Here is a 23,818-nt window from a genome sequence, read left to right as displayed (position 1 = left end):
GAATCAACAGGTATGAAGTTTAGGCTTCGACAGCGTCAGCAACAATCACGGTAATGTTGTCGCGGCCACCGGAGCGTAGCGCCTCGTGCTGGAGCACGTCAGCGGCGTCCTGCGGGTGGCGAATCGAAGTGAGCACACGCGCCATGTACTCGTGCGAAAGCTCACCGGAAAGGCCATCGGAGCAGAGCATCAGGCGGTCACCCGGACGAGCGGGCAGAACCCAGAAGTCCGGCTCCCAGTAGTTACCGGTACCCAGCGCACGGGTAATCACGTTGCGGCGCGGGTGGGTCAGCGCCTCCAGGGCGGTAATCTGACCTTCATCGACCAGGTACTGCACCTCGGAGTGGTCGCTAGTGACCTGCTCCAGCGAGGCGGAGCCCTCGGAACCGGGCAGCTTCTCCATGGCGGAGTGGTGAATACCCTCGTCCTCACGCAACAGGCGGTAGGTGCGGGAGTCACCCACGTTGAAGATAACCCACAGGTTACGGTCGCCAATGCGGGTCAGCCATGCACCCGTCACAGTCGTACCGCCGGAGCGGGAAAGCGCCTGCTTAATCTCCTCGTTAGTTTCGCCAATGATGTCGTGCAGGCGGTTGAGGGTGCCCACAATTTCGTTGTTAAGCAGGGTGTTCGCGCGGCGGCGGCGCTTGGTGGGGTCTTCCTCGTCAATAGCGGCCAGGCGCTCAACGTAGGCCTGCTGTTCCTCTTCGCTACGGCCACCGGGCATGGTGAAGAAGGGCGAGTAGGCGAGCTGACGCACGCACAGGCGCGAAGCAACCTCGCCCGCCTCGTGGCCTCCCATGCCGTCCGCGACCACGCAAAGGGAACCTGCGACGACCATCGAATCTTCGTTATTTTCTCGATGTGCGCCGCGGTGCGTTGCACCACCGGTACGTAGTTTCAGTTCAGTCATGAGAGGTCTATCTCCATTGTGTAGTTCACGCGACGAGTCACCGCCACGGGGTCTACGTTACCAAAGCTTCTAACGTTTCGCGTTCCTTGAGAGGTGAGAGTATAGCGATTTCCCACCTGTCGGAGCGTGTTTGCTGTCTCATTATCGGTCAGCACGGTACCCGGTTCAGCCAGGGAAACCAGGCGAGCAGCCAGGTTCACGCTGGAGCCGTACACGTCACCGCGGTTCGCCAGGACCTCGCCCCAGATGAAGGCGACGCGGGAGTCCGGCAGCTGCGGGTCGGCACCGATTTTTTCGGACAGACGCAGGCTGATTTCTGCGATAGCGTCCGGGGTTTCGGTGAGGAAGAAAACTTCGTCACCGAGAGTCTTAATAATGCGACCACCCAGGGGTGCGATAACGTCCAGGCAGCTCTGCTCAAAGTGGTTGATGAGCTGAGAAAGTGCCGCTGCATCCAGGTTACGCACCAGGGATGTGTAGGAGACCAGATCCACGAATCCCACGCCACGCACCAGGGGCAGGCGGGAAAGGCCGGAGGTGGTCACATTGTTCTCACGCAATCCCAGGCGCAGGATTCCGGCGTACATCTGACGGCGGTATGCGTACAGCGCCAGACGCTCGAGAACCTCAAGGTAGCGTGGGAAGTCTTTAAGAAGCTTGCGGCGGGCATCATTATCGCTGAGGTTTTCGGTGACCATGATGTTGTGCACGAGCGCCTCAATCTGCCAGGCGACGGTGCGGTCGGTCAGTTGACCTTCGGCGCGCACGAGGGATGCCACATATTCCATGCGGATGTCGCCTTCTGCGTCCAACTTCTGTAGGTCGGCTAGCATCTGCACGTCTGTTTCAGTGAAGTAGGGCGAGTGGTTGGGAATCGTCGGGAAGCCCATGTTGTGCCAGATGCGCTGGGCGGTTTCGAAGGGAAGTCCGGCGCATTCTGCGGCTTCTACGGGGGTGTAGCGGCGACCCTGTCCCAGGAGCGACTTTTCGAGGGCTCGGATTCCTGCTTTGGATTCCTCGTCGCGGTAGATATTATTCTGCGCGAGATTCTGCAGGATTTTGAGGTTGAGCATTTGGGTTTCGGGGCCCATGGTGGCGCCGGTGTCCTGCGGAGAGTGCGCAGGTTCATGGCGGTCTGCCGTGCTCATTGCCGCTGCCGCTCCTTTCATCCCTGCCGGAAAATACTGTCCGGTTTATACCGTGGTGGCGCTAGGTTACGTGGTACACCGTTGTGCTCTGCGGGTTTCGCATTGCGTCACTGCGATGATGCTCACCGTGTAGCGCCTTGTTAATATACCCCTCCGCTGTGGTGTTTGGGTCACAAAAGCGCCCGCACCCTAGGATAGTTTAGTGGAGTAATTCACATTTAAGAATACTCTAGTCCGCATTTTTTCGGCAGATTTAGCGGCGAGTTTAGGCTCTGAGCCACCCCGATGGTTCCCTCCCAACTCGGTCACAGAGGCGATGAAGCCCTAAATATAGCGAGCGCGCAGGGCGTAGTAGTCGCGTCGGGCGGCTTTAATTTCTTTTTCAAAGCGCTTGGGATCGGGCACGTAGGTCAGGCGGTGGTGCACCCCGCGGCACACCACGTACACCGACCCGTACCCCAGCCAGGCTCCCGGACCGGGTTGTTTTGCCCAGCGCTCCCCCATGGAGTCCAGGTAGAGCGACTCATCTCCGCTGCGGGTCATGATGCCGCGGCGCACCACGAGCCGGTGGGTGGTCAGCAGGTAGTAGGTGGTTGCCCAACGCCAGGCGGTGCGCACGGCACCGAGCAGGGTACCTACCGCACAGATTGTGCCGAGAGTCCACAGAATCGGTGAGGACCGTGCCGTGGAGGCGAAGGTTGACGCGGCGATTGCAACCAGCAGGTAGGCAAGCGTGGGCAGCAGGGCACCGTAGTGCTGTCGGGTCGCAATGATGACATGCTCACCGGGGTTGAGTTTTCCGCGCAAACGCATGGTGTTCCTTAGCTGTGCTGGTTGTTGTATTCCGGCTAGAGGCGCCGGTTGAGGTGGTGCGGGTTCGTTGAGTGTAGCCGTGCCGGGCTGAAATTTTAGGGGCTGCTTCTAGTGTGCCTGCTGAAAATCTCCGTAGCTACCGTTGGCGGGGCGAAGGTGCTCAATATCGCCCACCGCGTAGGGCTCCAGGGTTCCGTCCTCGCGGCAAATAAGGATGCGCCCCTGCGCGTCGAGGTCTTCAGCAACGCCTTCTACGGTGCTTTCGTCGGGCAGGCTCAGGCGCACGCTGGCTCCGAGGGTTGCGGTGGCAGCGCGCGCCTGGTCAAGCAGGCTGAGGCTCTCCGGGTTGAGCGGGTCGGGGCGTTCCGGGTCGCCGCCGGCGCGCACGAAGGCGCGGTAGCGGCGAGCGAAGATGCTCAGCAGTCGGGTGAGGACCTCGGAGGAGTCAACCGCGGCACCTGTGCATAGACTCAGGCTGGTGGCGGTGGGTACGGGCAGCTGTTCGGCGGACATATTCGTGTTCTGACCGATGCCCACAATGATGCTGCGCTGCCCCTCGGTGGAGCCGCTTTCAGGGACGAGCTGGGCGAGGATTCCACAGCCTTTGGCTCCCTGTGCGATGACGTCGTTGGGCCATTTGAGGGCGGCGTCCACGCCGTAGCTGCGCCAAATATCGACCACGCTGAGCCCGGCGATGAGGGTCAGCCAGTGGTAGCTGCCGTCGGGTAGCTCTCGGGCGAGCGGGTCTGCGGAGGCGTGCGGGCGCACCACAATGCTTGCGGCTAGGCAGGCTCCGGGAGGGGCGGTCCAGGCTCGGGCGAGGCGGCCGCGTCCGGCGCTTTGGTAGAGGCTGGCGTAGACGGAGAGCTCACCGAGCTGTTCACGTTCGGGGTCGGTGCCGTCCATGAGTAGTTCGCGGGCGCGGGTGGTGGTGGAGTCGACTTCATCGTAAAGGTTTACGCTGGAGTACCCGGTTTCCATTGCGATGGTGCGGATGCGCGGCGCATCCAAAACCGAATGATCGCTCTCGATGTGCATGTTCTTCTCCATAGCCTGCACCTTTCTACTCTGTTCGAAACTACTCTGCAGTATGCCGACCCGTCACCGAAATCTGCCGGTTTCTGCCGAGTCACGCTGATTTCTCACCATATCAATTTCTTGCCGCCGGTGATGCCCACCCGGTACCCGAGACGGTACATTAGACAGTGAGGGTGCATCAAGCACCGACCGGCTGCGGAGGTTCCTCCGCCCTGCTCGAAAGAAGACCGCTATGGCTTATTACGCAATTACTTACGTTTACGCAGCTCCCGAGGAGCAGGCGAAGTACCGCCCGGCTCACCGCGAGTACCTTGGTTCGCAGATTGAGGCGGGCAACCTGATTGTTTCCGGTCCCCTGCTGGATGGCGAGACCCCCGCTGGCGCTCTGCTGATTGCAAAGGTTGACTCCGCTGAGGCTGCCGAGAAGATCGTAGCTAACGACCCGATGAACGTTGGCGGCGCGGTTCTGTCCCACACCGTAACCGAGTGGAACCCGGTTCTGGGCACCATCTAAGGTCGAGCACCGCTTCACGCTGGAAAAGCTTGAACGTAAACCCCCTTTTCGCCGACAAGGATTGCCGGCGCGAGAGGGGGTTTTCTGCGCTCTTTTGAGCCGCTCTTTCGCACTTTTCGTTTACTATATGCACCTTCTTGGGTACTGAGTGCATAAAAGTGTATCTAGTGTTGATATTCTGGCTTCTCACCTGGCATATGTGCCCTAGTTCGCACTATAGTTGAGGGATATGCACATTGTTCAAGAGCGCTCTTCGGGGCCTTCTGAACAACCATCACCGCAACCACTGGCTCCCGACAATCGGGTGGAGCAGGAACGAGGAATAATGTCCGAGAACCTCCAGCAGGAATTTGATTTGAGCACCACCGCCGGTAAGCTCGCTGATTTTTATGCACGTCGAGAGTGCAGCTTCGCGCCCAGCGGTGAGGCAGCTATCGAGAAGCAGCACGCACGCGGCAAGAACACCGCCCGCGAGCGCATCGAGATGCTTTTGGACGAGGGTTCTTTCGTTGAGTTTGATGCCCTCGCCCGCCACCGCACCACCGCGTTCGGCATGGAGGCGAAGAAGCCCCTGGGTGACGGTTTGGTCTCCGGTTACGGCACCGTGGATGGTCGCCTGGTTGCCGTGTACTCTCAGGATTTCACCGTGTACGGTGGTTCCCTCTCGCAGGTGAACGGCGAGAAGATTGTGAAGGTGCAGAAGTTCGCTCTGAAGAACGGTTGCCCGGTCATCGGCATTAACGATGGTGGTGGCGCCCGCATTCAGGAGGGCGTGGCCTCCCTGGCGATGTTTGCTGACATTTTCCGTATGAACGTGCGCGCCTCCGGTGTGGTTCCGCAGATTTCTGTCATTATGGGCCCCTGCGCTGGCGGTGCCGCGTACTCCCCCGCTCTGACTGACTACATCATCATGGTGGATAAGACTTCGCACATGTTCATTACCGGCCCGGACGTCATTAAGACCGTGACCGGTGAGGATGTGGACATGGAGACCCTCGGCGGTGCGCGTCAGCACAACTCGGTGACCGGTACTAGCACCTACCTGGCTGAGGACGAGGAAGACGCGTTCGATTTTGTGCGTGAGCTTCTGGAGTTCCTGCCCTCTAATAACCTTGCAGAGTCCCTGCCCCTGGAGCACGACCAGGAGGCGCAGGTGTGCGTGGACGATTTGGATTTGGATACTCTCATCCCGGATTCGGCGAACCAGCCCTACGACATGCGTGCGGTCATTGAGTCCGTGGTCGATGACGGCCACTTCCTGGAGATGCAGGCGCTGTACGCCCCGAACGTGATGATTGGTTACGCCCGCGTTGAAGGCCGCACGGTCGGTATTGTGGCGAACCAGCCGATGCAGTTCGCTGGCTGCCTGGACATTTCTGCGTCCGAGAAGGCTGCCCGCTTCGTGCGCCATTGCGATGCGTTCAACATTCCGATTCTGACTTTTGTGGATGTTCCCGGCTTCTTGCCCGGTACCGATCAGGAGTTCAACGGTATTATTCGCCGCGGCGCTAAGCTGCTCTACGCTTACGCGGAGGCGACCGTTCCGCTGGTTACCGTCATTACCCGTAAGGCGTACGGCGGTGCATACATTGTGATGGGTTCGAAGAAGCTGGGCGCCGATATTAACCTGGCATGGCCCACCGCACAGATTGGTGTGATGGGTGCTCAGGGTGCGGTGAACATTCTGTACCGTCGCGAGCTGGCTGCTCTGGCGGCTGAGGGCGGCGACGTTGAGGCTCGCCGCGCCGAGCTGATTGCCAAGTACGAGGAAGAGCTGCTGAACCCGTACCAGGCTGCCGAGCTGGGTTACATTGACGAGGTTATCGCCCCGAGCGAGACTCGTGTGCGCATCATTTCTTCGCTGCGTGCCCTGCACGATAAGCGTGCGGCAACCCCGGCAAAGAAGCACGGCAACATCCCGCTGTAGGCTTCCGCTGTGCCCGCACCATTTGTGGTGCGGGCATTCCCAGGATTTTAGGTTTTCTAAGGAGGCGTGCCTTTGGCAGGCTACAATCCGCTGAGTTATTTCTCGTTCGGCAAGAAGAAGGACAGTTCGGAGGCTACTGAGAGCGCCGAGCAGCTTGAGCGCGGGTCTTCCCGTACTACCTCTTCCGCCAGTTCTTCTGCGCGCGCGGATACCGCTCCCAGCACCGCGAAGGATTCCGCTCAGTCTTCGGTAGATACTGACGCTGAGCAGGAGCCGCTGCTGAAGGTAGTGAAGGGCTCCCCCACCCCGGAGGAGATTGCCGCTCTAACCGCTGTGGTGGCGATGATGCAGGCGAATGCCGCGCAGCAGGAGCAGAACTCGCTGGTGGGTGCTGCTTCGCGTATCTTGAACCGCGGTCAGCGCCTGGGTGTTTCGTTGCGTCCGGGCCCCGGTTCGTGGAGGCGCGCTCGCCCCAGGTAACGCGAGCTGATAACTCTGCTTCTTATATTCCCGTCACGCCGGTTGGTGTGGCGGGAATATATTGTTTTGCTTCAAATTCAAGATTTATATTGCGTTATTCAACACCTAATGCACTGATTCTTGTGGTTTTGTCATATTAGAAACGATAAAGTCATGATGATACGTACTGATGCTACGATGTATATACCGTCACATTAGTGTTAATAAATTGGCAGGGACCATGGCAAAGATGCTGAATAAAAACCATAGGCCCCCACCGGATGTCTATATCGCGCTTCTGTTGCCGACGCTACGGCGCTTGTCGAAGACTGTGCCTCGCACCGCCGCCTATGTTAGTGAGCAGTTGCGGCAGCAGACTAAGGCATTGGGGTCGAAGAAGAACCTACCCGATCTTGAATCCACCGATTTTGCGGTGGCTGTGCGTACCACCTTGAAAATCTTGGTGGCGCTTCGTTATGCCCAGTTAATGCCTCGTCTAACCCCGTGGGAGAAGAGGAAGTACCTGCTCACTCCTCTGGGTGCCGAGCTGACCTGCACCCCGCATCTGCACGGTTCGGTGCCGCCGCGCGTGGTGAAGCAGGTGCAGGCTCTGTGCGCTCAGAGCCTGACGGCGAGGACGACGAAGAAGCTCAAGAAGCAGGCGAATGCACTCCTGGCGACTGCGGAGGCGGAGCATCGTCTCATTTTTGGTGCTTCTGATGGTGATGCAGTCACCGGTATGGAGCCGTTCCTCCCTGCTACCGATACCGAGGAAACCACCTCCGCCCATGAGGCAATCGGTTCGGGGCACCTTGCACACGCTTTGAATTCTGCGGGTTCTGCGGGGTCGTGCCCTGCGGGTCAGTCTCCTCTAGATATTATTTTGCGTGCCAGCGATTCGCCGGTTATTCATGCTCAGGCGGAATTTGCTGAGCATTTTACGCAGGATTTAATTCAGCATGTTCACGCGGTGACTCCGGAATATTTTGAGCAGATTGTTGCCGATATTTTTACGGCTCTTGGTTTTAGTACCGAGGTGACCGGCGGCGCCGACGATAAGGGAGTGGATGTGATTGCCCGCTACTCTGATGGTCTGGATTTCGCGCCGATTTATATTCAGGTGAAGCACTATTGCGGAACCATGAAGGTCACTCCTAACGAGATTCAGAAGCTTGCCGGTGCGGTGCTTCTGCACGGCGGTTTGCAGGGTGTTTTGGTGACTTGCGGTGCTTTTGCGCAGCCGGTGCCTGAGTATTTGCAGGGTTTGCCGGGGGCACGCAATATTGCTCTGGTTGATCAGCATCAGCTGGTGGAGCTGATGATTCGTCACCGTGTGGGCGTGCTTGATGGTGAGGGCGAGTGCGGTTATCGCATTGACGAGGAGTATTTTGCCCGCGGCATGGAGTAGCCGGGGGTATTTTGGGGTGAGTGTTTCACTCTGAACGTCTCTGCTCTTTGCACATTCCCACGTTATTTCACTAAATGTATTTTCACTTTTCCATGAGGATATTTTTCATATATCGGCTGGTTTTAGAAATCTAGGTTATTTCTTGAACCAGCCGATACAATGAGAGGGTAATGCGTTATATATTCTTCGCATTATTTCACGAAGTGTATATACCCGTGACGGTATCAGCACTTCACCCTAATTTATAGCGTTCTTTTCTGAAGTGTTCGTCATTGAAGACGGTACGTGAGCGGAACGGGCTGAGAAATCCGCCTTTCCTGCTTCTCTTCACGAGGGGTTACCAAAGTGTCGACCCAAAAATAAAGATGGTGTCGCCCAGTATTGTGTGAATATTTTCCCGCTCGAATGACTGCACTTTATGAAGAATGCCCGCACGATAAATAACACCAGATAAGGAGCCCGGCGTGGCTTTTGTGAATAAAACAATGCTCCATATCGACCATTCCGAATTGCACTCTCTGCAGCAGGAAACTTCGTGGGAGGCCCTACCCGAGGAAGCACGCGCTCTCAGCGTTGCGGCGGCTTTCTCCCTGCTCCGCCACTTTGAGCGCGCTCAGGACCGTGGCGAAAAGGTTTTCTTCCCCGATATGTACACCCCCGTAGGTGTGGACCTGGGTTTCAACATGACTCAGCGTTTCATTGCGGTCGGTGACAATGTTCTCTTCCGTGAGGCACTCAATAAGCTGATTGCGGCGCTGGTCAACGCTGACTATCTTGAGGTGTCCCTCAGCCAGCTGCATCCGGGCAACCTGCACTACACCCTCAGCGAGGCTGGCCGTGAACTTTTGGGTACCCCGAAGGAACAGCAGGCGCAGGCTCTTCTGCCGGTCCTGCCCCTCCTCAGCGGCGTGTACCTCTACTACCTGAAGCAGTTCTACCCGGTTCTGCTCTCGCATATTACGGTGCGTGAGCTTCTGCCCATCGTCCTGAGTGTTACCCCGGCCTATCCCGCGGCGGCTCCCGTGAAGATTCGTGAGCTGGTGCTGCGCGAGTGCGGTTTTGTGCAGGGCTGGTACGGCCTGTCGTACCTGGAGCAGCGCATTGTTGAGCCGGTGATTGCTCAGGCGCTGAGCCTGCTGACCCGTGAGGGCTACCTGCGCACCAAGACGATTCACGAGCACACGGATTCTCCGCTGACACTGTACTCGCTGTCGCCTTCGGCGAAGGAACTGGTGACCCGCCACGAGGAGACCGGCGTGCCGGCGAGCGAGCTGAGCTCCGTGCTGACGTTGGTGAAGGATGAGGGCACCTCGATTACCGCCGAGGATATTTCCGCAACCGATGCTTTGCTGACCCACATGGGTGTTCTTCTGCTCAATACTCTCAACGACCATGGCGCCGATGTGGAGCTGAGCCTTCCGAGCCTGGAGCAGGTCTTTGACCGCGACGAGCGCATTCAGCAGGCGTCCTCAAACCCCTATTTTGCGCAGATTGACGCGCAGGATTACATCTACGATGTGCTGATTGCCCACCATTACCTGTCCGAGCGTGAGACCGTCTACTCGTTGGGTTCCGCGCTTGCGCCTGCCCTGGCGCAGATGGCTGAGCCGAGCATTCAGAAGCTGGTGGCTTCGGCGCTGCTGGATCCTGCCGCTGTGGACGCTCTGCCGTACCCGCATCAGCTGCTTCACCCGATTCTGAAGCTTGTGGAGGAGAGCCCGCGCATCTCCTACTACGACATTTACGATGAGCTGAAGCTCGCCCTGGACATCCCCTATCTGCAGGGTGAGGTCGCTCCGCACCGTTACAAGCTGACCCCGCGTCTGCGCAACCGCTACTCGGTGGCGATGCACGTGCTGAAGGGCGAGCGCTACCTGAACGCTCTGCGTGAGGGTACCGGTCGTACTTCCCGTAAGAACCCGGAGCGTTATGAGCTGAGCGAGGCAGGTAAGGAACTGCTGAAGCGCTTCCCGGAGGGTGCTCCGGAGGCTGTGACTGCCCGCATGGCGCCGCTGCCGCCGCAGTCGCTCAAGCACAAGCTGCCTCAGGATATTGCGGCTGAGCTGCAGGCTCGTGAGGAGGCTCTTCAGGCAGCAAAGGAGGCGCGTGCGGCGGAGCGTCAGGCTCGCCTGGCGGCTCGTGAGGGTGCTTCGCGTGAGCCGTTGGCTCCGGTGCCGGGTGCTTCTCCGGCGTTGCTGGCGCGTCCGGCTGGTTCGCCGGTGGCGGCCTCCGCGCAGGTGCCGGTTGAGGTTCCGGTTGCACCGGTCGCTGCTGCACCGATCGCTACTGCCCCCGCCCAGCCGGTTGTTTCCGCTCCGGCTGTTTCGACTGCTGAGCCGTCGGCCGCTCTGCAGGTGGCTGCCGCTCAGGTGCGTGAGGCGCTGAAGCGTTACCGTCAGATCTTCCGCCGCGAGGCGCTGGCTCCGGCACTGGCTCAGGTGTCCGAGGAGCGTTTCCGTAGCATTGGTTTCGATCTGTTCCTGATGCGCGGCTACACGGTAGAGGCTCTGGAAGCTCAGGGCGTGGACGGCGTGGCAATCCCCGCTACCGGCGAAAAAGAGCGAGCATTCCATGTTCGTACTCTGCGCCCGGTAGCTGGCGGTGTTCTGTCCGCAAGCGTTCAGCCGCAGGATATTACCGCGTTCTTCCTGGCGATTCACGCCCGCGGCGGTCAGCTCGGCACCTTCATCACGAACGCACCGTTCAGCGATGAGGCGTACGACGAGTTCATCCGCTGCTCGACCAAGTACCCGAACATTCTGGTGGATTTGGTGTCCGGCGATGAGCTGCAGGACCGCCTCATTGCGCACCGCCTCGGCGTGGTCGAGGGCGCGAACGGTCTGCTGGAACTCAACGGCGAATACTTCGCCGGCTAGCCTACCCCGCTAGTAGCTTGTAGCCCATCTTGGGCACGCCCCGGTCTTCCCTCTCCTGCACGTTCAGGAAGGGGAAAGCCGGGGCGTTTTCGCGCATCCGCCCCAGTGAGTTGTCCACAGGTGAGCTGTTTTCCTCGCGTTCGATACCGCTCAGCCCGTAATATTGCCGGTTTAAGCGACCCATATCACCGAAAATCGTGGTTGAAGGCATACCCCTGAGTTAGGATATGAACATGAGCACTTACCAGGAACTTCCCAGCATCTACCGATTGAAGCGCTCGCTGACCGACGTCGATCAGATTGCTAACGAATATTTTGAAAAGGTCCTCGACCTGAACCCCGTCCATGCAACCGAGCTTGGTCGCAAAGGCGTAGAGACCCTGTACCCCGACTACTCGCCCGCCGGCGAGAAGGCTTTTGCGCGCCTTGCGAAGAAGACCTTGAAGAAGGTCGATAACGTCCTGCCTATTGATGACGTTGACCTGGTCACCCTGGATGCTCTGCAGGAGCGCCTGAGCCTGTACCGCAAGCAGTACAAGGCTGGCTTTGGTGGCTGGCAGATGAATAATATTGCCTCCGTCCCGCAGGAGGTGCGCTCGGTTTTCGACCTGATGAAGCGCAACACCCAGCAGGACTGGGAGCACATCATCGGTCGTATGCACCGCGTGACCGAGGCGCTGGAGGGCTACATCCAGACCCTTGAAGCGGCTCGTGAAGAGGGCAAGGTCGCCCCGCGCCGCCAGGTGGATATTGTCATTGAGCAGACCGCCGCGTACTACGCTCCCGGTGGTTTCTTTGACGAGCTTGCCGCTGAGGTCGCCGAGGCTGTCCCCTCACTGAAGGAAGAGGCTGCCGCAGGTGCCGAGGCTGCAAAGGAAGGCTACCGCCGCCTCAACAGCTACCTGGTGGAGAAGCTGCAGCCGGTCGCTCCCTCCCGCGACGCTGTGGGTCGTAAGGCGTACAGCCTGCACTCCCGTTCGTTCCTGGGTACCACCATTGACCTGGACGAAACCTACGCCTGGGGCGTGAAGGAGCTGGAGAGCATTATCGCTCGTCAGCGTGAGGTTGCCGAGGAGATTGAGCCGGGCGCAAGCATTGAGCGTGCGAAGCAGCTGCTCGATGAAGATCCGGCACGTCAGCTGCACGGCACCGATGAGCTGAAGGCGTGGATGCAGAAGCTCGCCGACGCCGCGGTGGAGAACCTGGCGGGTAGCCACTTTGAAATTGGCGGCCCCATGCGCCGCATTGAGTGCTGCATTGCGCCCACGAACGAGGGCGGTATTTACTACACCGGTCCCTCCCCCGATTTCTCGCGTCCTGGCCGCATGTGGTGGTCGGTTCCCGAGGGTGAGGATACGTTCACTACCTGGCGTGAGACCTCCACCGTGTACCACGAGGGCGTTCCGGGCCACCACCTGCAGATTGCTATCGCTACGGCCCTGAAGGGCACCATGAACTCCTGGCGCACGAACATGCTGTGGGTTTCCGGTCACGGTGTGGGCTGGGCGCTGTACGCCGAGCGCCTCATGGAGGAACTGGGCTACCTGAAGGATCCGGGTGACCGCATGGGCATGCTGAATGCTCAGCGTATGCGCGCCGCCCGCGTGGTCTTCGATATTGGTGTTCACTGCGAGATGCCGATTCCCGCGGAGTGGGCTGAGCAGCTGGGCGTTGAGCCGGGCACCATCTGGACCTCTGAGCTGGGTTATGAGTTCTTGAAGCTGAACCTGGACGAGTCCGAGGGCCACCTGCGCTTCGAGTTCCTGCGTTACCTGGGTTGGCCGGGTCAGGCGCCGAGCTACAAGATTGGCGAGCGCCTCTGGCTGGAACTGCGCGATCAGGCTGTGCGCCGCGGCGATGACATTCGCGCGTTCCACACGCGTGCGCTTCTGCTCGGTTCGGTGGGTCTGGATACTCTGCGCCGCGCCCTGACCGATGAGATGATGCTCCCTCTGGACACTGAGGATGACGACGATGAGGACGACGAGTAGCCTCTAGTCTGCTCGCGCCTCGTTGAGTGGTTTTCTAGAGTCTTCTGAACTGGAGTCTCTGGATAGGAGCCTCTGAACAGGATCTCTATTGACGAAGCCCCCGCTTCAGCTTTGGCTGAGGCGGGGGCTTCGTTGTCGAGTTTTAGCTCTCGGGGCTATCCGAAGTTTGCGGCGCCGGGGTCGGTGGTGCCGAATCCCATGCCGGTGGAATCGTTCAGGTCCACCAGGTGCGGGGCGAAGCGGCACCAGTAGTCGGTGAGCGCGCCGTTCGATTCACGGATGCCCACGCCTACGGTGCGTCCGTCGACCACCCACACGCCAAGGATGGGGTGGCTGACCGGGTTAATAATGCCCTCATAGCGCGGTGCCGGGATGTACTCCTGGTAGATGAATTCGCTTTCGGGGGCGTTAGCGAAGAAATCGTCGTCTTCGGGCTTGATGAAGACGTCGTAGTCGGGGGCGTAGATTTCTACGCCGTCGCCTTCGCGTCCGAAGAGGGGCTTGCGAACCCAGTTGCGCATACCGCCGCGGTGACCCGCGTAGGTGGGTACGAGGTTCGGGTGGCCGGGGTACTTATCCCAGAGCGCGGCGAGCAGCAGCTTATTGGAGAGGAACATCTTCCACGCAGGCTCGATCCAGCGGTCCATGGCGCCGTGGTAGGCGAAGAGGAGCTTGTCGTAGCCTGCTTCGCTGTCGGTGACGAGGTCTTCCCAGGGGTAGAGCTTGAAGAGGTTGGTGATGCGCCGTCCCTGTGCGTCTTCCCAGCTCTTGGTGTCTTCGTTGAAGATGACTTCGTCGATGGGAATCATGTGGGTTTTGATGCCCGCCTGCTGTGCCGAGTAGGCGATGAGCCAGAGGTTGTTGTAGTCCTCGTTGGTCTCGTCAATCTCGGGGGACACGTGCGCCAGGTGCAGTACGGGCTGCACGCCCGCGGTGATTTCGGGGGCGAAGATGTGGCGCCAACGGTTGGTGAATGCTTCACCGATTTCACCCCAGTGGGCGTAGCCGCGGGTGTCGAGGCGCTGGTCTTTCGCCCAAGTTTTCTGGCTGACTGCCGCCTCCACGATGCCGGTGGGGGTGTCTGCGTTGTATTCGAGCAGCTTCATCGGGTCGCCGGGCACACCGGAGTAGCTAAAGTCGAAGCGTCCGTAGAAGTCGGCGTCGCGGCGGTTCCAGGATTCTACGGCAAGGTTGAACGCCGCCTGGGGCAGGCCGAGGGTGCCGAACGCGCCGGAGGCAATGTACTCGACGGTTTCCAAGCACATGCGGTGCATTTCTTCCGCCTGGGCGCGCACAGAGTCCATTTCTTGCGGGCTGAAAATGTAGGCGGCGTATTCGTTCCAATAGTGGTCGGTGTCGTGGGGGCCGTCCACGCTGTAGGTGAGGCCTTCCTCAATGATGACGTTCTCCCAGTCGGGTCGGCCGACGGGAAATTCTTCGCGGCGCATGAGGGGCTAGGCTCCTTCGAAGTAGTGAATGGAAAGCGGTGTTGTTACGTCACCGCGGGTGTGGTTGTTCTGGTGAGGAAAATGCGGGCGGGACCGTTCAGTCCCTGCCCGCATTCAGTGTCATGGCTTATGGCTTAGCCGCCGGAGCGGCCGCCACCGGACTTGGAGCCGCCACCGAAACCGCCCTTGCTGCCGGACTTCGAGGAAGAGCCAGACTTGGACGAAGAGCCAGACTTGGACGAAGAACCGGACTTCGAGGAGGACTTGGAGGTGTTCGACTTGCTGTAGGAGCCGGTGCTACCGCTATTGCTGGTGCCCTGCTTACCGCTGGAGACCGAGCCGGTGGTCTTATTACGCACCGAGGAGGTCTTACCGGAGTTGTTGGTGCTGGTCACTTTGCCGGAGGAAACGGTGGAGGACTTCTTCGCGGTGCGGTAGGAGTCCTCGAAGCCGCCGCCCTTGGAGGACACGCCGCTGTAGACGGTGCCGTTGCTGGGGCGGGTGGTGCTGCCTCCGGAAAGCTTAGAGCCCACGGGAGGAATGTAGTGGGATCCGGAAGAATTGGATGCGCTCTGGCGACCCAGGTAGTACCAGAGGAACGCATTCGAATTATTGTGGGTGGTGGTCGAACCAGAAGTGCCCGAAGACCCAGAAGAGCCCGAGGAGCTGGAGGAACCGGAAGAACCAGAAGAGCTTGAGGACTCCGTGGAAGAGGCCGAGGGCGAGTCGGTCGGCTCCTGAACGCCTGCCTTCTCACATTCGCTATCTTCCACGCGCAGGCCAGTCTTCGCGTCCTGGCAGACGCGGGCGTACTCTTCGCCCTGCGACAGGAACGCGTTCTCTTCCTGGTGCATGGAGTTGTAGGCGAAGATGCCACCGCCAACCAGTAGCACGCCAGCACCCGCTACGGCAATCATCTTGGCGATGCCGGGGCGGGTCGCACCCAGGTTCAGGGTCTGCTGGGCTGAGGTCTGTGCGGCGCGGGTAGCAAAATCTGCAACCGCTTCCATGCGATTGCGGGGCTTCTTCGGGCCGTTAGGGGTGGTGGTTCCGCCGGGGTATTGGGGAGCAGAACTCATGCATCTCTCCTTGAAAGGTGGTGCGTGGCGTAACGCTCAACGCGTACATGAAGCTGAGTGGGTACAGCATCATCCGGCGACTTTCGCCGGACTATCGGTGTGATTCCAGCATATCAAGCCCTAGCTTTCGGATTATTAGCTGACGGCAAAATCTCAGCAAGCTTCCCCGCATGTTGCGCAGTTGTTTCCTTTCTGTTTGCTTTTGCGGCAATTCCTAATTAACTATCAGCCGATTTAACCGCCTATTAGGAGCAGCGGCGGCGTTGGTTGGGCAGCTGGGTTGGGCTGCGTTGCTGGTTAGACTGCGGGATGTACAGCCGAAAGGTGCCACCGGAAGGTCACGGTTCGTCACACATCCCTCACACTGCACCGGATTGAAACACTTCTTCACACAAACTCGCGCCGGAGCGCGTAAAAGTTTTAGAGTATGCCACATGTCTACACCGCATGCATCATCTCGTTCACGTCTGCCCAAGTGGGCTACTTCTTTCGGCAACCAAATCATTGCCTCACTCATTCTGGGTATTGTTCTCGGCGCGCTCGCCCTCGCACTGGGTGGGGACGCGAAGAGCAGCCCCAACTGGCTCATGGTGACCTTAGATACCATCGGCTCCTCCTACGTCACCCTGCTGAAGGCGGCCGTTGTTCCGCTGATTTTCACCGCCGTGGTCGCCTCCATCTCTAACCTGTCGCAGGTGACGAACGCGGCACGCCTGGCGGTTAACACGCTCATCTGGTTTGCGGTTACCGCGTTCTTCGCGGTGCTCATCGGTATTGCGATGGGCCTGGTCGTTCAGCCGGGCGTGGGTGCACAGGTGCAGGGCAAGGCGTACACCGGCTCGACCGGTTCGTGGACTGCTTTCCTGACCGGTCTGATTCCGGTGAACTTCCTGGGTCTGGGTGTCAGCGCTAAGTCTGGTGATTCCGGCATCACCGCGTCGGCGTCCTTTAACGTACTGCAGATTCTGGTTATTTCCGGTGCGGTCGGCATTGCCGCGCTGAAGGTCGGTGAGGCAGCCAAGCCGTTCATTGATGTGGTCAAGAGCGCTCTGGCGATTATTCAGAAGATTCTGTGGTGGATTATTCGCCTGGCACCGCTGGGTACCGTGGGTCTGATTGCTAAGGCAGTGTTCGCGTACGGTTGGGCGTCGATGGGTTCGCTGGTCGCGTTCGTCATCGCCCTCTACATTGGCCTGCTGCTGGTCTTCCTCGTGGTCTACCCGATTATTGTTCGCGCGAATGGTCTGTCGGTCCGCCAGTACTTCTCTGGCGTGTGGCCGGCGCTCCAGCTGGGCTTCGTGTCCCGCTCTTCGATGGGTTCGATGCCGATGACCCAGACTGTTGCCGAACGCAACCTGGGTGTTCCCCGCGCCTACGCCTCCTTCGCGGTTCCGCTGGGTGCAACCACCAAGATGGACGGCTGCGCTTCGGTTTACCCGGCTCTTGCCGCAATCTTCGTGGCTCAGTTCTACGGTATTCAGCTGGACTTCACCCAGTACCTGCTGATTGTGATGGTGTCCGTGCTCGGTTCGGCTGCGACCGCCGGTACGACCGGCGCTATCGTGATGCTGACCCTGACCCTGTCCACTCTGGGTCTGCCGCTGGACGGCGTGGGTCTGCTCCTGGCGATTGACCCGATCGTTGACATGGGTCGTACCGCCCTGAACGTTGCCGGTCAAGCTCTGGTTCCCGCGATTGTGGCTCGCCGCGAGGGCATCCTGGATGAGGAGCTCTACAACGCTCCCCGCTCGGAGGGCGGCTTCGTGGCTCAGGAATTCTACGATGAGCGTATCGCCGGTGAGGCGCAGCGTCTGCACGAGGTGGAGGACAACACCGTCGCGGCACGCCGCTAACCTGGCGACTCTTGAAGCTACACGGCGCTAGGCTGTACTGCCTAGCGCCGTGTAGCTTTCTTAATCTCGTGCCTCAGCATGGGCGAAATACATTTGTCAAGCGTCATAAAAGTGTCACTATTGATTCTTCTTTTCTTTAACGTTTGAGAAGAGTTATGATTTTGAACGGCGTGTTCCATCTCCTACGTGGTTGAGGGGGATGGGACACGCTCTTTTCATATCCCCTCACCTCCCCTTCCCCAGCTTCTCAGTGCCCTTCAATCTGCACCCGAGGGTAAACCTCACCCGCGAGGCACTAAAATAGAACCTATGAGTACCACACCGATTCGCCTGATTCTCGCCTCCGCGTCCCCCGCGCGGCGCAAGCTCCTGGAGGATTCCCGCATTGCTTTTACGGTGCGCGTCTCCTCCGTCGATGAGGACGCTGCGCTCGCCGCCGCCAACGAGCAGGCGCGAGGGCAGGGACGTGCGGGACTCACCCCGGCTGAAACCGCCTCCCTGCTGGCGCAGTTGAAGGCGCAAGCGGTTGCCGCGGAACTTGCCGCCGAGGGTGTGCACGATGCGCTGGTTCTGGGTTGCGATTCGGTCTTCGAGTTTGAGGGTGTTGCCTACGGCAAGCCTCACACCGCTCAGGCGGCACGCGAGCGCATCAGCGCAATGAGCGGCAACTACGGTGTGCTGCACACCGGTCACGCGCTCGTGGATCTGCGCGGTCTTGAGCCAGGTGCCGAGCTGTCCGCTACTTCTGAGTTGCCCACCGTTTCTGAACTACGTAGCGCCACCGTCCACTTTGATACGCTCAGCCCCGAAGAAATTGAGGCGTACATTGCTACCGGTGAGCCGCTCTGGGTAGCCGGTTCCTTCACCCTGGACGGTTACGGTTCGGCGTTTATTCGCGGTATTGAGGGTGAGTTCCACACGGTGGTGGGCCTGTCCATTCACGCGCTACGCGATATGTTGCGCCGCCGCGAGGTCGCGGTGACCGAGTTGTGGTTAGCGCCCCAGGATGAGGATTAGATCCAGCGCAATCGTATAAATCTGTCTCAAAGCGCGCCCTGAAATACACATTATTGAACACCAATCGATAAGATAGAACAGTATGATGCGCGTTATATTCGCCAATCCTGCCGATGTATCCTTGGAGCAGGAGATTAAAGGAGAGCTTTAAGTGACTCAGCACCAGGCAGAAGCCGCCAAGAAATTTACTGCAGTCCCCGGCCGTCACACCGGCCCGGTCAGCAAGATTCTGATCGCTAACCGCGGCGAAATTGCTGTCCGCGTGATTCGTGCAGCCCGCGATGAGGGCCTGCAGACCGTCGCCGTCTACGCTGACCCCGACCGCGACGCCCAGCACGTAAAGCTCGCCGATGAAGCCTACGCTCTCGGCGGTGCCACCGCGGCACAGTCCTACCTGGTGATGGACAAGCTCATTGAGATTGCCATCCGCTCCGGTGCTGACGCCGTGCACCCCGGCTACGGTTTCCTGTCTGAGAACGCGCAGTTCGCGCAGAAGTGCATTGACGCTGGCCTGACCTGGATTGGCCCCTCCCCCGAGTCCATTACCCAGCTGGGCGATAAGGTGGCGGCACGCCACATCGCACAGAAGGTGGGCGCTCCCCTGGTGCCCGGCACCAAGGACCCGGTCAAGTCCGCCGATGAGGTTATTGCTTTCGCTGATGAGCACGGTCTGCCCATTGCGGTGAAGGCCGCATTTGGTGGCGGTGGCCGCGGCATTAAGGTGGCGCGCGACCGCGAGAGCATTGTTGAGATGTACGAGTCCGCCGTGCGCGAGGCAACCGCGGCGTTCGGTCGCGGTGAGTGCTTCATCGAGCGTTTCCTGGATTCGCCCCGCCACGTTGAGACCCAGTGCCTGGCGGATGCACACGGCAACGTTGTGGTGGTTTCCACCCGTGACTGCTCCCTGCAGCGTCGTAACCAGAAGCTCGTTGAGGAGGCGCCCGCACCCTACCTGAGCGATGAGCAGAACGAGCGCCTGTATGAGGCGTCCCGCGCGATTCTGCGTGAGGCTGGCTACCAGGGTGCCGGCACCTGTGAGTTCCTGGTCGGCACCGACGGCACCATCTCCTTCCTTGAGGTGAACACCCGTCTGCAGGTGGAGCACCCTGTCTCCGAGGAGATTTCCGGTCTGGATCTGGTTCGTGAGCAGTTCCGTATTGCCCGCGGCGAGAAGATTGAGGAGAAGGACCCGGTTCTGCGCGGTCACTCCTTCGAGTTCCGTATTAACGGTGAGGATGCGGGCCGTTCCTTTATGCCCGCCCCCGGTACGATCGAGAAGATGACCGTGCCCACCGGCCCCGGTGTTCGCTGGGATTCTGGCTTCGTGGCTGGCGACGTTATCGGCGGTAACTTCGACTCTATGCTGGCTAAGCTCATTGTCACCGGCGCGGACCGTGAGCAGGCTCTGCAGCGTGCTCGCCGCGCCCTGGCTGAGCTGACCATTGAGGGTATGCCCACCGTCATTCCGTTCCACCGCGTCGTGCTGGATGATCCCGCCTTCGCGCCGGCTGAGGGCGGCGAGTTCAAGGTGCACACCCGTTGGATTGAGACCGAATTCAATAACACCATCCCCATGTACTCCGGTGCACCCGGTAACGTGAACTCTGACGAGGACGAGCGCACCACCATGGTGGTCGAGGTCAACGGTAAGCGTTTGGAGGTGTCCCTGCCCGATTTGAGCGGTGGCGCCAAGCACACCGCAAAGCCTGCAGCGTCCAAGACCCGTAAGTCCCGTTCGGCACGCGGCGCGGCAAAGGGTGGCGGCGATGAGCTGACCAGCCCCATGCAGGGCACCATCGTGAAGGTTGCCGCATCCGACGGCGACACCGTCGCTGAGGGCGACCTGATTCTGGTGCTGGAGGCGATGAAGATGGAGCAGCCCATTACCGCGCACAAGGCGGGTAAGGTTTCGGGTCTGTCGGCCAAGGCCGGAGATACCGTCACCTCCGGTGCGGTGCTGGCGACCATCAAGTAACGCTTCGCTCGGTACTGAGGTCTCGCGACTGCGAGCGCCATAGGCTATACGAATCCCCCGGAAGGGTATGAGGTAATACCTCGTATCTTTCCGGGGGATTTTCTATGTCCGCTCTTGCCTGTTTAGGTGGGATTTACGCCGCTAACCCCTGTGTTCGCGTCCAGATAGTGGCTGTATTTGTTTGGGTTTTTCTGAACAGAGTTATAATGTTGCACTTTAGAGGAGTCTTTCAGAATCCGACGCCTGCCGCACCCCACCCGGTGCGGTCACGGCACCCAGTACGCGCCTACGGCATACCCGCCTCCCGCGCTGACCGGCAACGGAACACCTACCTCAGGCTCCTTGCGTACACACAAATTCACCATCTCGGGAGTTTTCCTCATGAGCGCTTCTGCATCCGACACGAAAGCGTCTGCTGCACCGGTGAAGAATACGACTCCTCGCAGTCGAGTTATTCTCGCCTCGCTCGTTGGTACCACCATCGAGTTCTACGATTTCTACATTTACGCCACTGCAGCAGTGGCTGTGTTCCCCGTACTGTTCTTCCCCTCGAAGGACGCAACCACCGAGCTTCTGGCTTCCTTCGCTACCTTCGGCGTCGCATTCATCGCGCGCCCCCTCGGTTCCGTGATCTTCGGCCACTTCGGCGACAAGATCGGTCGTAAGGCTACCCTCGTCGGTGCACTGCTCACCATGGGTCTGGCAACCTTCATCATCGGTCTGCTGCCCACCTATCACCAGATTGGTCTGTGGGCACCGACCATGCTGACCATTATGCGTTTCTGCCAGGGCTTGGGCCTGGGCGGCGAATGGTCCGGTGCGGCGCTGCTCGCGAGCGAATACGCTGAGGATGGCAAGCGCGCCCGCGCCGCGATGTGGCCTCAGCTGGGTGCACCCATCGGCTTCGTGCTTGCGAACGGCTTCATGCTGTTGCTGACCAGCTGGATTACCTTCAACTCCGCAACCGACGCGAAGAACCTCGAGCACCCCTTCCTCATTTGGGGTTGGCGTATTCCGTTCCTGCTGTCCATCGTGATGGTCGCCGTTGGTCTGTACGTGCGTTTCAAGCTGGAGGAGACCCCCGTCTTCGCCAAGGCTGCCGCTAACAACGAGAAGGTGAAGACCCCGCTCGTTGAGGCGTTCAAGGTCGCTTGGTGGCCCATGATTCAGGGCACCTTCATCATGGTGGCATGCTATGTGCTGTTCTACCTGATGACCGCTTGGGTCCTCTCCTACGGTATCGGCAAGGCGGATAAGGGCGGCCTGGCTATCCCCTACCGCGAGTTCCTGATCATTCAGCTGATCTCCATCATCGGCTTCGCAATCTTCATCCCGATCTCGGGTTGGCTGGCTGACAAGTACGGCCGCCGCACCCAGCAGCTGTGGACCACCATCGCGATGGCGGTCTTCGGTCTGTCCTTCGGTCTGTTCATCTCTCCCTCCGTTGTTGGTACCGGCGCGAACGCAAACGCCGCTGTGGTTACCCTCTTCATCTTTATCGGTATGTGCCTGATGGGTCTGTCCTTCGGTTCCATGTCCGCATACCTGCCGGAGCTGTACCCCACTAACGTGCGTTACACCGCCAGCGGTATCGCCTACAACGTGGCGTCCATCCTCGGTGCGGCACTGACCCCGTTCGTGGCTGTTTGGCTGAACACTTCCTACGGTGTGGCTGCAGTGGGCGGCTACCTGGCATTCGCCTCGATCCTGAGTGTTGTCTTCATCCTGCTCACTCACGAAACCCGTGACGTGGACATGAACGCCGTCAGCACCACGAAGTAAAACTTCGCAGGGGCTAAAGCGTCTCTACAGCAAAGCGGTGGGGGTCGCCTCCTGAATTCCTTAGATTCAGGAGGCGACCCCCACCGCTTTTGTGCGCTTCAGAGATACCGGCTCTCTACAAGCCCAGGGTATCTATGTGCGGGCTACAGGCCGCGAGTGTGCAGCTTACGTGCCGCCTCAGCAATAGAGCCAGAGAGCGAGGGGTAGACCGTGAAAGTATCCGCCAGATCATCCACCGCAAGCTTCTTCTCCACCGCCAGGGCAATGGGGTAAATCAGCTCAGAAGCACGCTGACCAACCACCACGCCACCAATGACGGTGCCGGAGTGGCGGCGAGCAAAAATCTTCACGAAGCCATCGCGCATCGCCATCATCTTCGCGCGCGGGTTCGTGCCCAGCTGCAGGGTCACCGCGTCACCGCGGTAGGCGCCTTCGGCAAGGTCCTTCTCACTCACGCCTACAGTCGCAATCTCCGGGGAGGTGAAGATGTTCGCGGCAACCTTATCGGTACGCAACGGGCGCACCGCATCACCGAGGATATGTGCCATAGCGATACGGCCCTGCATCGCAGCCACGGAAGCCAGCGGGTACACGCCCGTGCAGTCGCCGGCAGCGTAAATGCTGTTCACGCTCGTACGGGACACACCATCCACCTTAATATGGCCGCTCGGGGTCTGCTCAACACCGACGTCTTCCAGGCCCAAATCTTCAGTGTTCGGAATCGAACCAATAGCGACCAGGCAGTGAGTGCCAGAAACCTTACGACCATCCGACAGAGTCACAATAACGCCGGAGCCGTCCTCAGTACGCTCAACAGCAGCCGCACGGGAACGCGGCATCACTCGCACGCCGCGACGTTCAAAGACGTCCTCCAGCACGCGGGCTGCATCCTCGTCCTCACCCGGAAGCACACGGTCACGCGAAGACACCAGGGTCACCTTAGAACCCAGACCGTTATACGCCGAAGCGAACTCCGCACCGGTCACACCCGAACCAATCACAATCAGCTCCTCGGGAACCTCGGAGAGGTTGTACAGCTGAGTCCAGGTCAGGATGCGTTCGCCGTCAGGCATACCGGTCGCCATTTCACGCGGATGCGTACCCACCGACAACAGCACAAAGTCCGCGTGCAGGGGGTAGACCAGACCCGCCTCATCAGTCACCTGCACGGTGTGGCGGTCAAGGAGCTTACCGGTACCGTGAATAATCTTCACTCCTGCAGAGGCCAGGGCACGCTTAATGTCGGCAGACTGCTGCTGGGCCAGGTCGCGGACTCGGCGGTTCACGCGGTCCATATCAACACGAAGCTGCGGCGCCTTACCCTTCGTGTTTTCAATGCCCAGGCTACCCGCCTCGGAGAAGCGGGTCATCATATCCGCCGTAGCGATCAGGGTTTTAGAGGGCACAACGTCGGTCAGAACGGCGGAGCCACCAATGGCGTTGCGTTCGATCAGGGTCACGTCCGCGTTGGATGCGGCAGCCACCATCGCTGCCTCATAGCCGCCGGGGCCGCCACCAATAATTACAATTCGCTGAGATGCATAGTTCACCGTTGAAGTCATGCCTTAATTGTGAGC

18 protein-coding genes are annotated in these 23,818 nt (G+C 59.7%); 10 read left to right on the top strand and 8 right to left on the bottom strand.

What is annotated here, in order from left to right:
* Window positions 1–19: 19 nt before the first annotated feature.
* From HMPREF2928_RS04480 to HMPREF2928_RS04465, 4 genes are all read right to left on the bottom strand, one after another.
* A complete protein-coding gene (locus HMPREF2928_RS04480; RefSeq protein ID WP_070629083.1) occupies window positions 20–913 on the bottom strand; it encodes a PP2C family protein-serine/threonine phosphatase in 894 nt (297 codons plus the stop codon).
* Complete coding sequence (locus HMPREF2928_RS04475) at window positions 910–2,061, bottom strand: adenylate/guanylate cyclase domain-containing protein (RefSeq protein ID WP_070616794.1); 1,152 nt, start codon at window positions 2,059–2,061, stop codon at window positions 910–912. The genes HMPREF2928_RS04480 and HMPREF2928_RS04475 overlap by 4 nt, the downstream gene beginning before the upstream one ends.
* Before the next feature lie 324 nt (window positions 2,062–2,385).
* Complete coding sequence (locus tag HMPREF2928_RS04470; RefSeq protein ID WP_005508853.1) at window positions 2,386–2,874, bottom strand: hypothetical protein; 489 nt, start codon at window positions 2,872–2,874, stop codon at window positions 2,386–2,388.
* Between the two features lie 108 nt (window positions 2,875–2,982).
* Window positions 2,983–3,924: a biotin--[acetyl-CoA-carboxylase] ligase gene (locus HMPREF2928_RS04465; RefSeq protein ID WP_070687472.1), complete on the bottom strand. Its 942-nt coding sequence runs from the start codon at window positions 3,922–3,924 to the stop codon at window positions 2,983–2,985.
* 220 nt (window positions 3,925–4,144) lie between these two features.
* Between HMPREF2928_RS04465 and HMPREF2928_RS04460 the strand changes: the two genes are divergently transcribed.
* From HMPREF2928_RS04460 to HMPREF2928_RS04440, 5 genes are all read left to right on the top strand, one after another.
* Entirely contained in the window at window positions 4,145–4,426 is a 282-nt protein-coding gene (locus tag HMPREF2928_RS04460; RefSeq protein WP_005507003.1) for a YciI family protein, read from the top strand.
* A gap of 325 nt (window positions 4,427–4,751) precedes the next feature.
* Window positions 4,752–6,353: an acyl-CoA carboxylase subunit beta gene (locus HMPREF2928_RS04455; protein WP_070687471.1), complete on the top strand. Its 1,602-nt coding sequence runs from the start codon at window positions 4,752–4,754 to the stop codon at window positions 6,351–6,353.
* Window positions 6,354–6,419: 66 nt separating this feature from the next.
* Window positions 6,420–6,833: an acyl-CoA carboxylase subunit epsilon gene (locus HMPREF2928_RS04450; RefSeq protein WP_246823558.1), complete on the top strand. Its 414-nt coding sequence runs from the start codon at window positions 6,420–6,422 to the stop codon at window positions 6,831–6,833.
* 298 nt (window positions 6,834–7,131) lie between these two features.
* Window positions 7,132–8,220 (top strand): restriction endonuclease, encoded by a 1,089-nt coding sequence (locus tag HMPREF2928_RS04445; protein WP_246823557.1) that lies wholly within the window; start codon window positions 7,132–7,134, stop codon window positions 8,218–8,220.
* Between the two features lie 464 nt (window positions 8,221–8,684).
* A complete protein-coding gene (locus HMPREF2928_RS04440) occupies window positions 8,685–11,096 on the top strand; it encodes a restriction endonuclease (protein WP_070687469.1) in 2,412 nt (803 codons plus the stop codon).
* A gap of 1 nt (window position 11,097) precedes the next feature.
* On the opposite strand, the gene HMPREF2928_RS09070 is transcribed toward HMPREF2928_RS04440, so the two are convergent.
* A complete protein-coding gene (locus tag HMPREF2928_RS09070) occupies window positions 11,098–11,307 on the bottom strand; it encodes a hypothetical protein (RefSeq protein ID WP_141752087.1) in 210 nt (69 codons plus the stop codon).
* Window positions 11,308–11,329: 22 nt separating this feature from the next.
* Between HMPREF2928_RS09070 and HMPREF2928_RS04435 the strand changes: the two genes are divergently transcribed.
* Window positions 11,330–13,087, top strand: coding sequence for a DUF885 domain-containing protein (locus HMPREF2928_RS04435; protein ID WP_070687468.1), 1,758 nt, complete (start codon window positions 11,330–11,332; stop codon window positions 13,085–13,087).
* A gap of 155 nt (window positions 13,088–13,242) precedes the next feature.
* Here HMPREF2928_RS04435 and HMPREF2928_RS04430 read toward each other — a convergent pair whose 3' ends face one another.
* Window positions 13,243–14,535 (bottom strand): glutathionylspermidine synthase family protein, encoded by a 1,293-nt coding sequence (locus tag HMPREF2928_RS04430; protein ID WP_070616781.1) that lies wholly within the window; start codon window positions 14,533–14,535, stop codon window positions 13,243–13,245.
* A gap of 134 nt (window positions 14,536–14,669) precedes the next feature.
* Window positions 14,670–15,614: a hypothetical protein gene (locus HMPREF2928_RS04425; protein WP_070616779.1), complete on the bottom strand. Its 945-nt coding sequence runs from the start codon at window positions 15,612–15,614 to the stop codon at window positions 14,670–14,672.
* Window positions 15,615–16,048: 434 nt separating this feature from the next.
* Between HMPREF2928_RS04425 and HMPREF2928_RS04420 the strand changes: the two genes are divergently transcribed.
* The 4 genes from HMPREF2928_RS04420 (at window position 16,049) to HMPREF2928_RS04405 (ending at window position 22,241) form a co-directional block, all read left to right on the top strand.
* On the top strand, window positions 16,049–17,467 hold the full coding sequence (locus tag HMPREF2928_RS04420; protein WP_070687467.1) for a dicarboxylate/amino acid:cation symporter: 1,419 nt from the start codon (window positions 16,049–16,051) through the stop codon (window positions 17,465–17,467).
* 309 nt (window positions 17,468–17,776) lie between these two features.
* Window positions 17,777–18,484 carry a Maf family protein gene (locus tag HMPREF2928_RS04415; protein WP_070687466.1) on the top strand — a complete coding sequence of 236 codons (708 nt, stop codon included), beginning with the start codon at window positions 17,777–17,779 and terminating at the stop codon, window positions 18,482–18,484.
* Window positions 18,485–18,635: 151 nt separating this feature from the next.
* A complete protein-coding gene (locus HMPREF2928_RS04410) occupies window positions 18,636–20,459 on the top strand; it encodes an acetyl/propionyl/methylcrotonyl-CoA carboxylase subunit alpha (RefSeq protein WP_070687465.1) in 1,824 nt (607 codons plus the stop codon).
* 381 nt (window positions 20,460–20,840) lie between these two features.
* The gene (locus tag HMPREF2928_RS04405) at window positions 20,841–22,241 is read left to right on the top strand and encodes an MFS transporter (RefSeq protein WP_005508870.1); all 1,401 of its coding nucleotides are present in this window, start codon (window positions 20,841–20,843) and stop codon (window positions 22,239–22,241) included.
* 143 nt (window positions 22,242–22,384) lie between these two features.
* Here HMPREF2928_RS04405 and HMPREF2928_RS04400 read toward each other — a convergent pair whose 3' ends face one another.
* Entirely contained in the window at window positions 22,385–23,803 is a 1,419-nt protein-coding gene (locus tag HMPREF2928_RS04400) for an NAD(P)H-quinone dehydrogenase (RefSeq protein WP_044142785.1), read from the bottom strand.
* Between the last annotated feature and the right edge of the window lie 15 nt (window positions 23,804–23,818).

It is taken from the genome of Rothia sp. HMSC072B04 (genome assembly GCF_001813725.1).
Lineage (GTDB): Bacteria > Actinomycetota > Actinomycetes > Actinomycetales > Micrococcaceae > Rothia > Rothia mucilaginosa.
The sequence above is the reverse complement of the archived record's forward strand: the minus strand, read 5'-3'. Positions and strand labels throughout refer to the sequence as shown.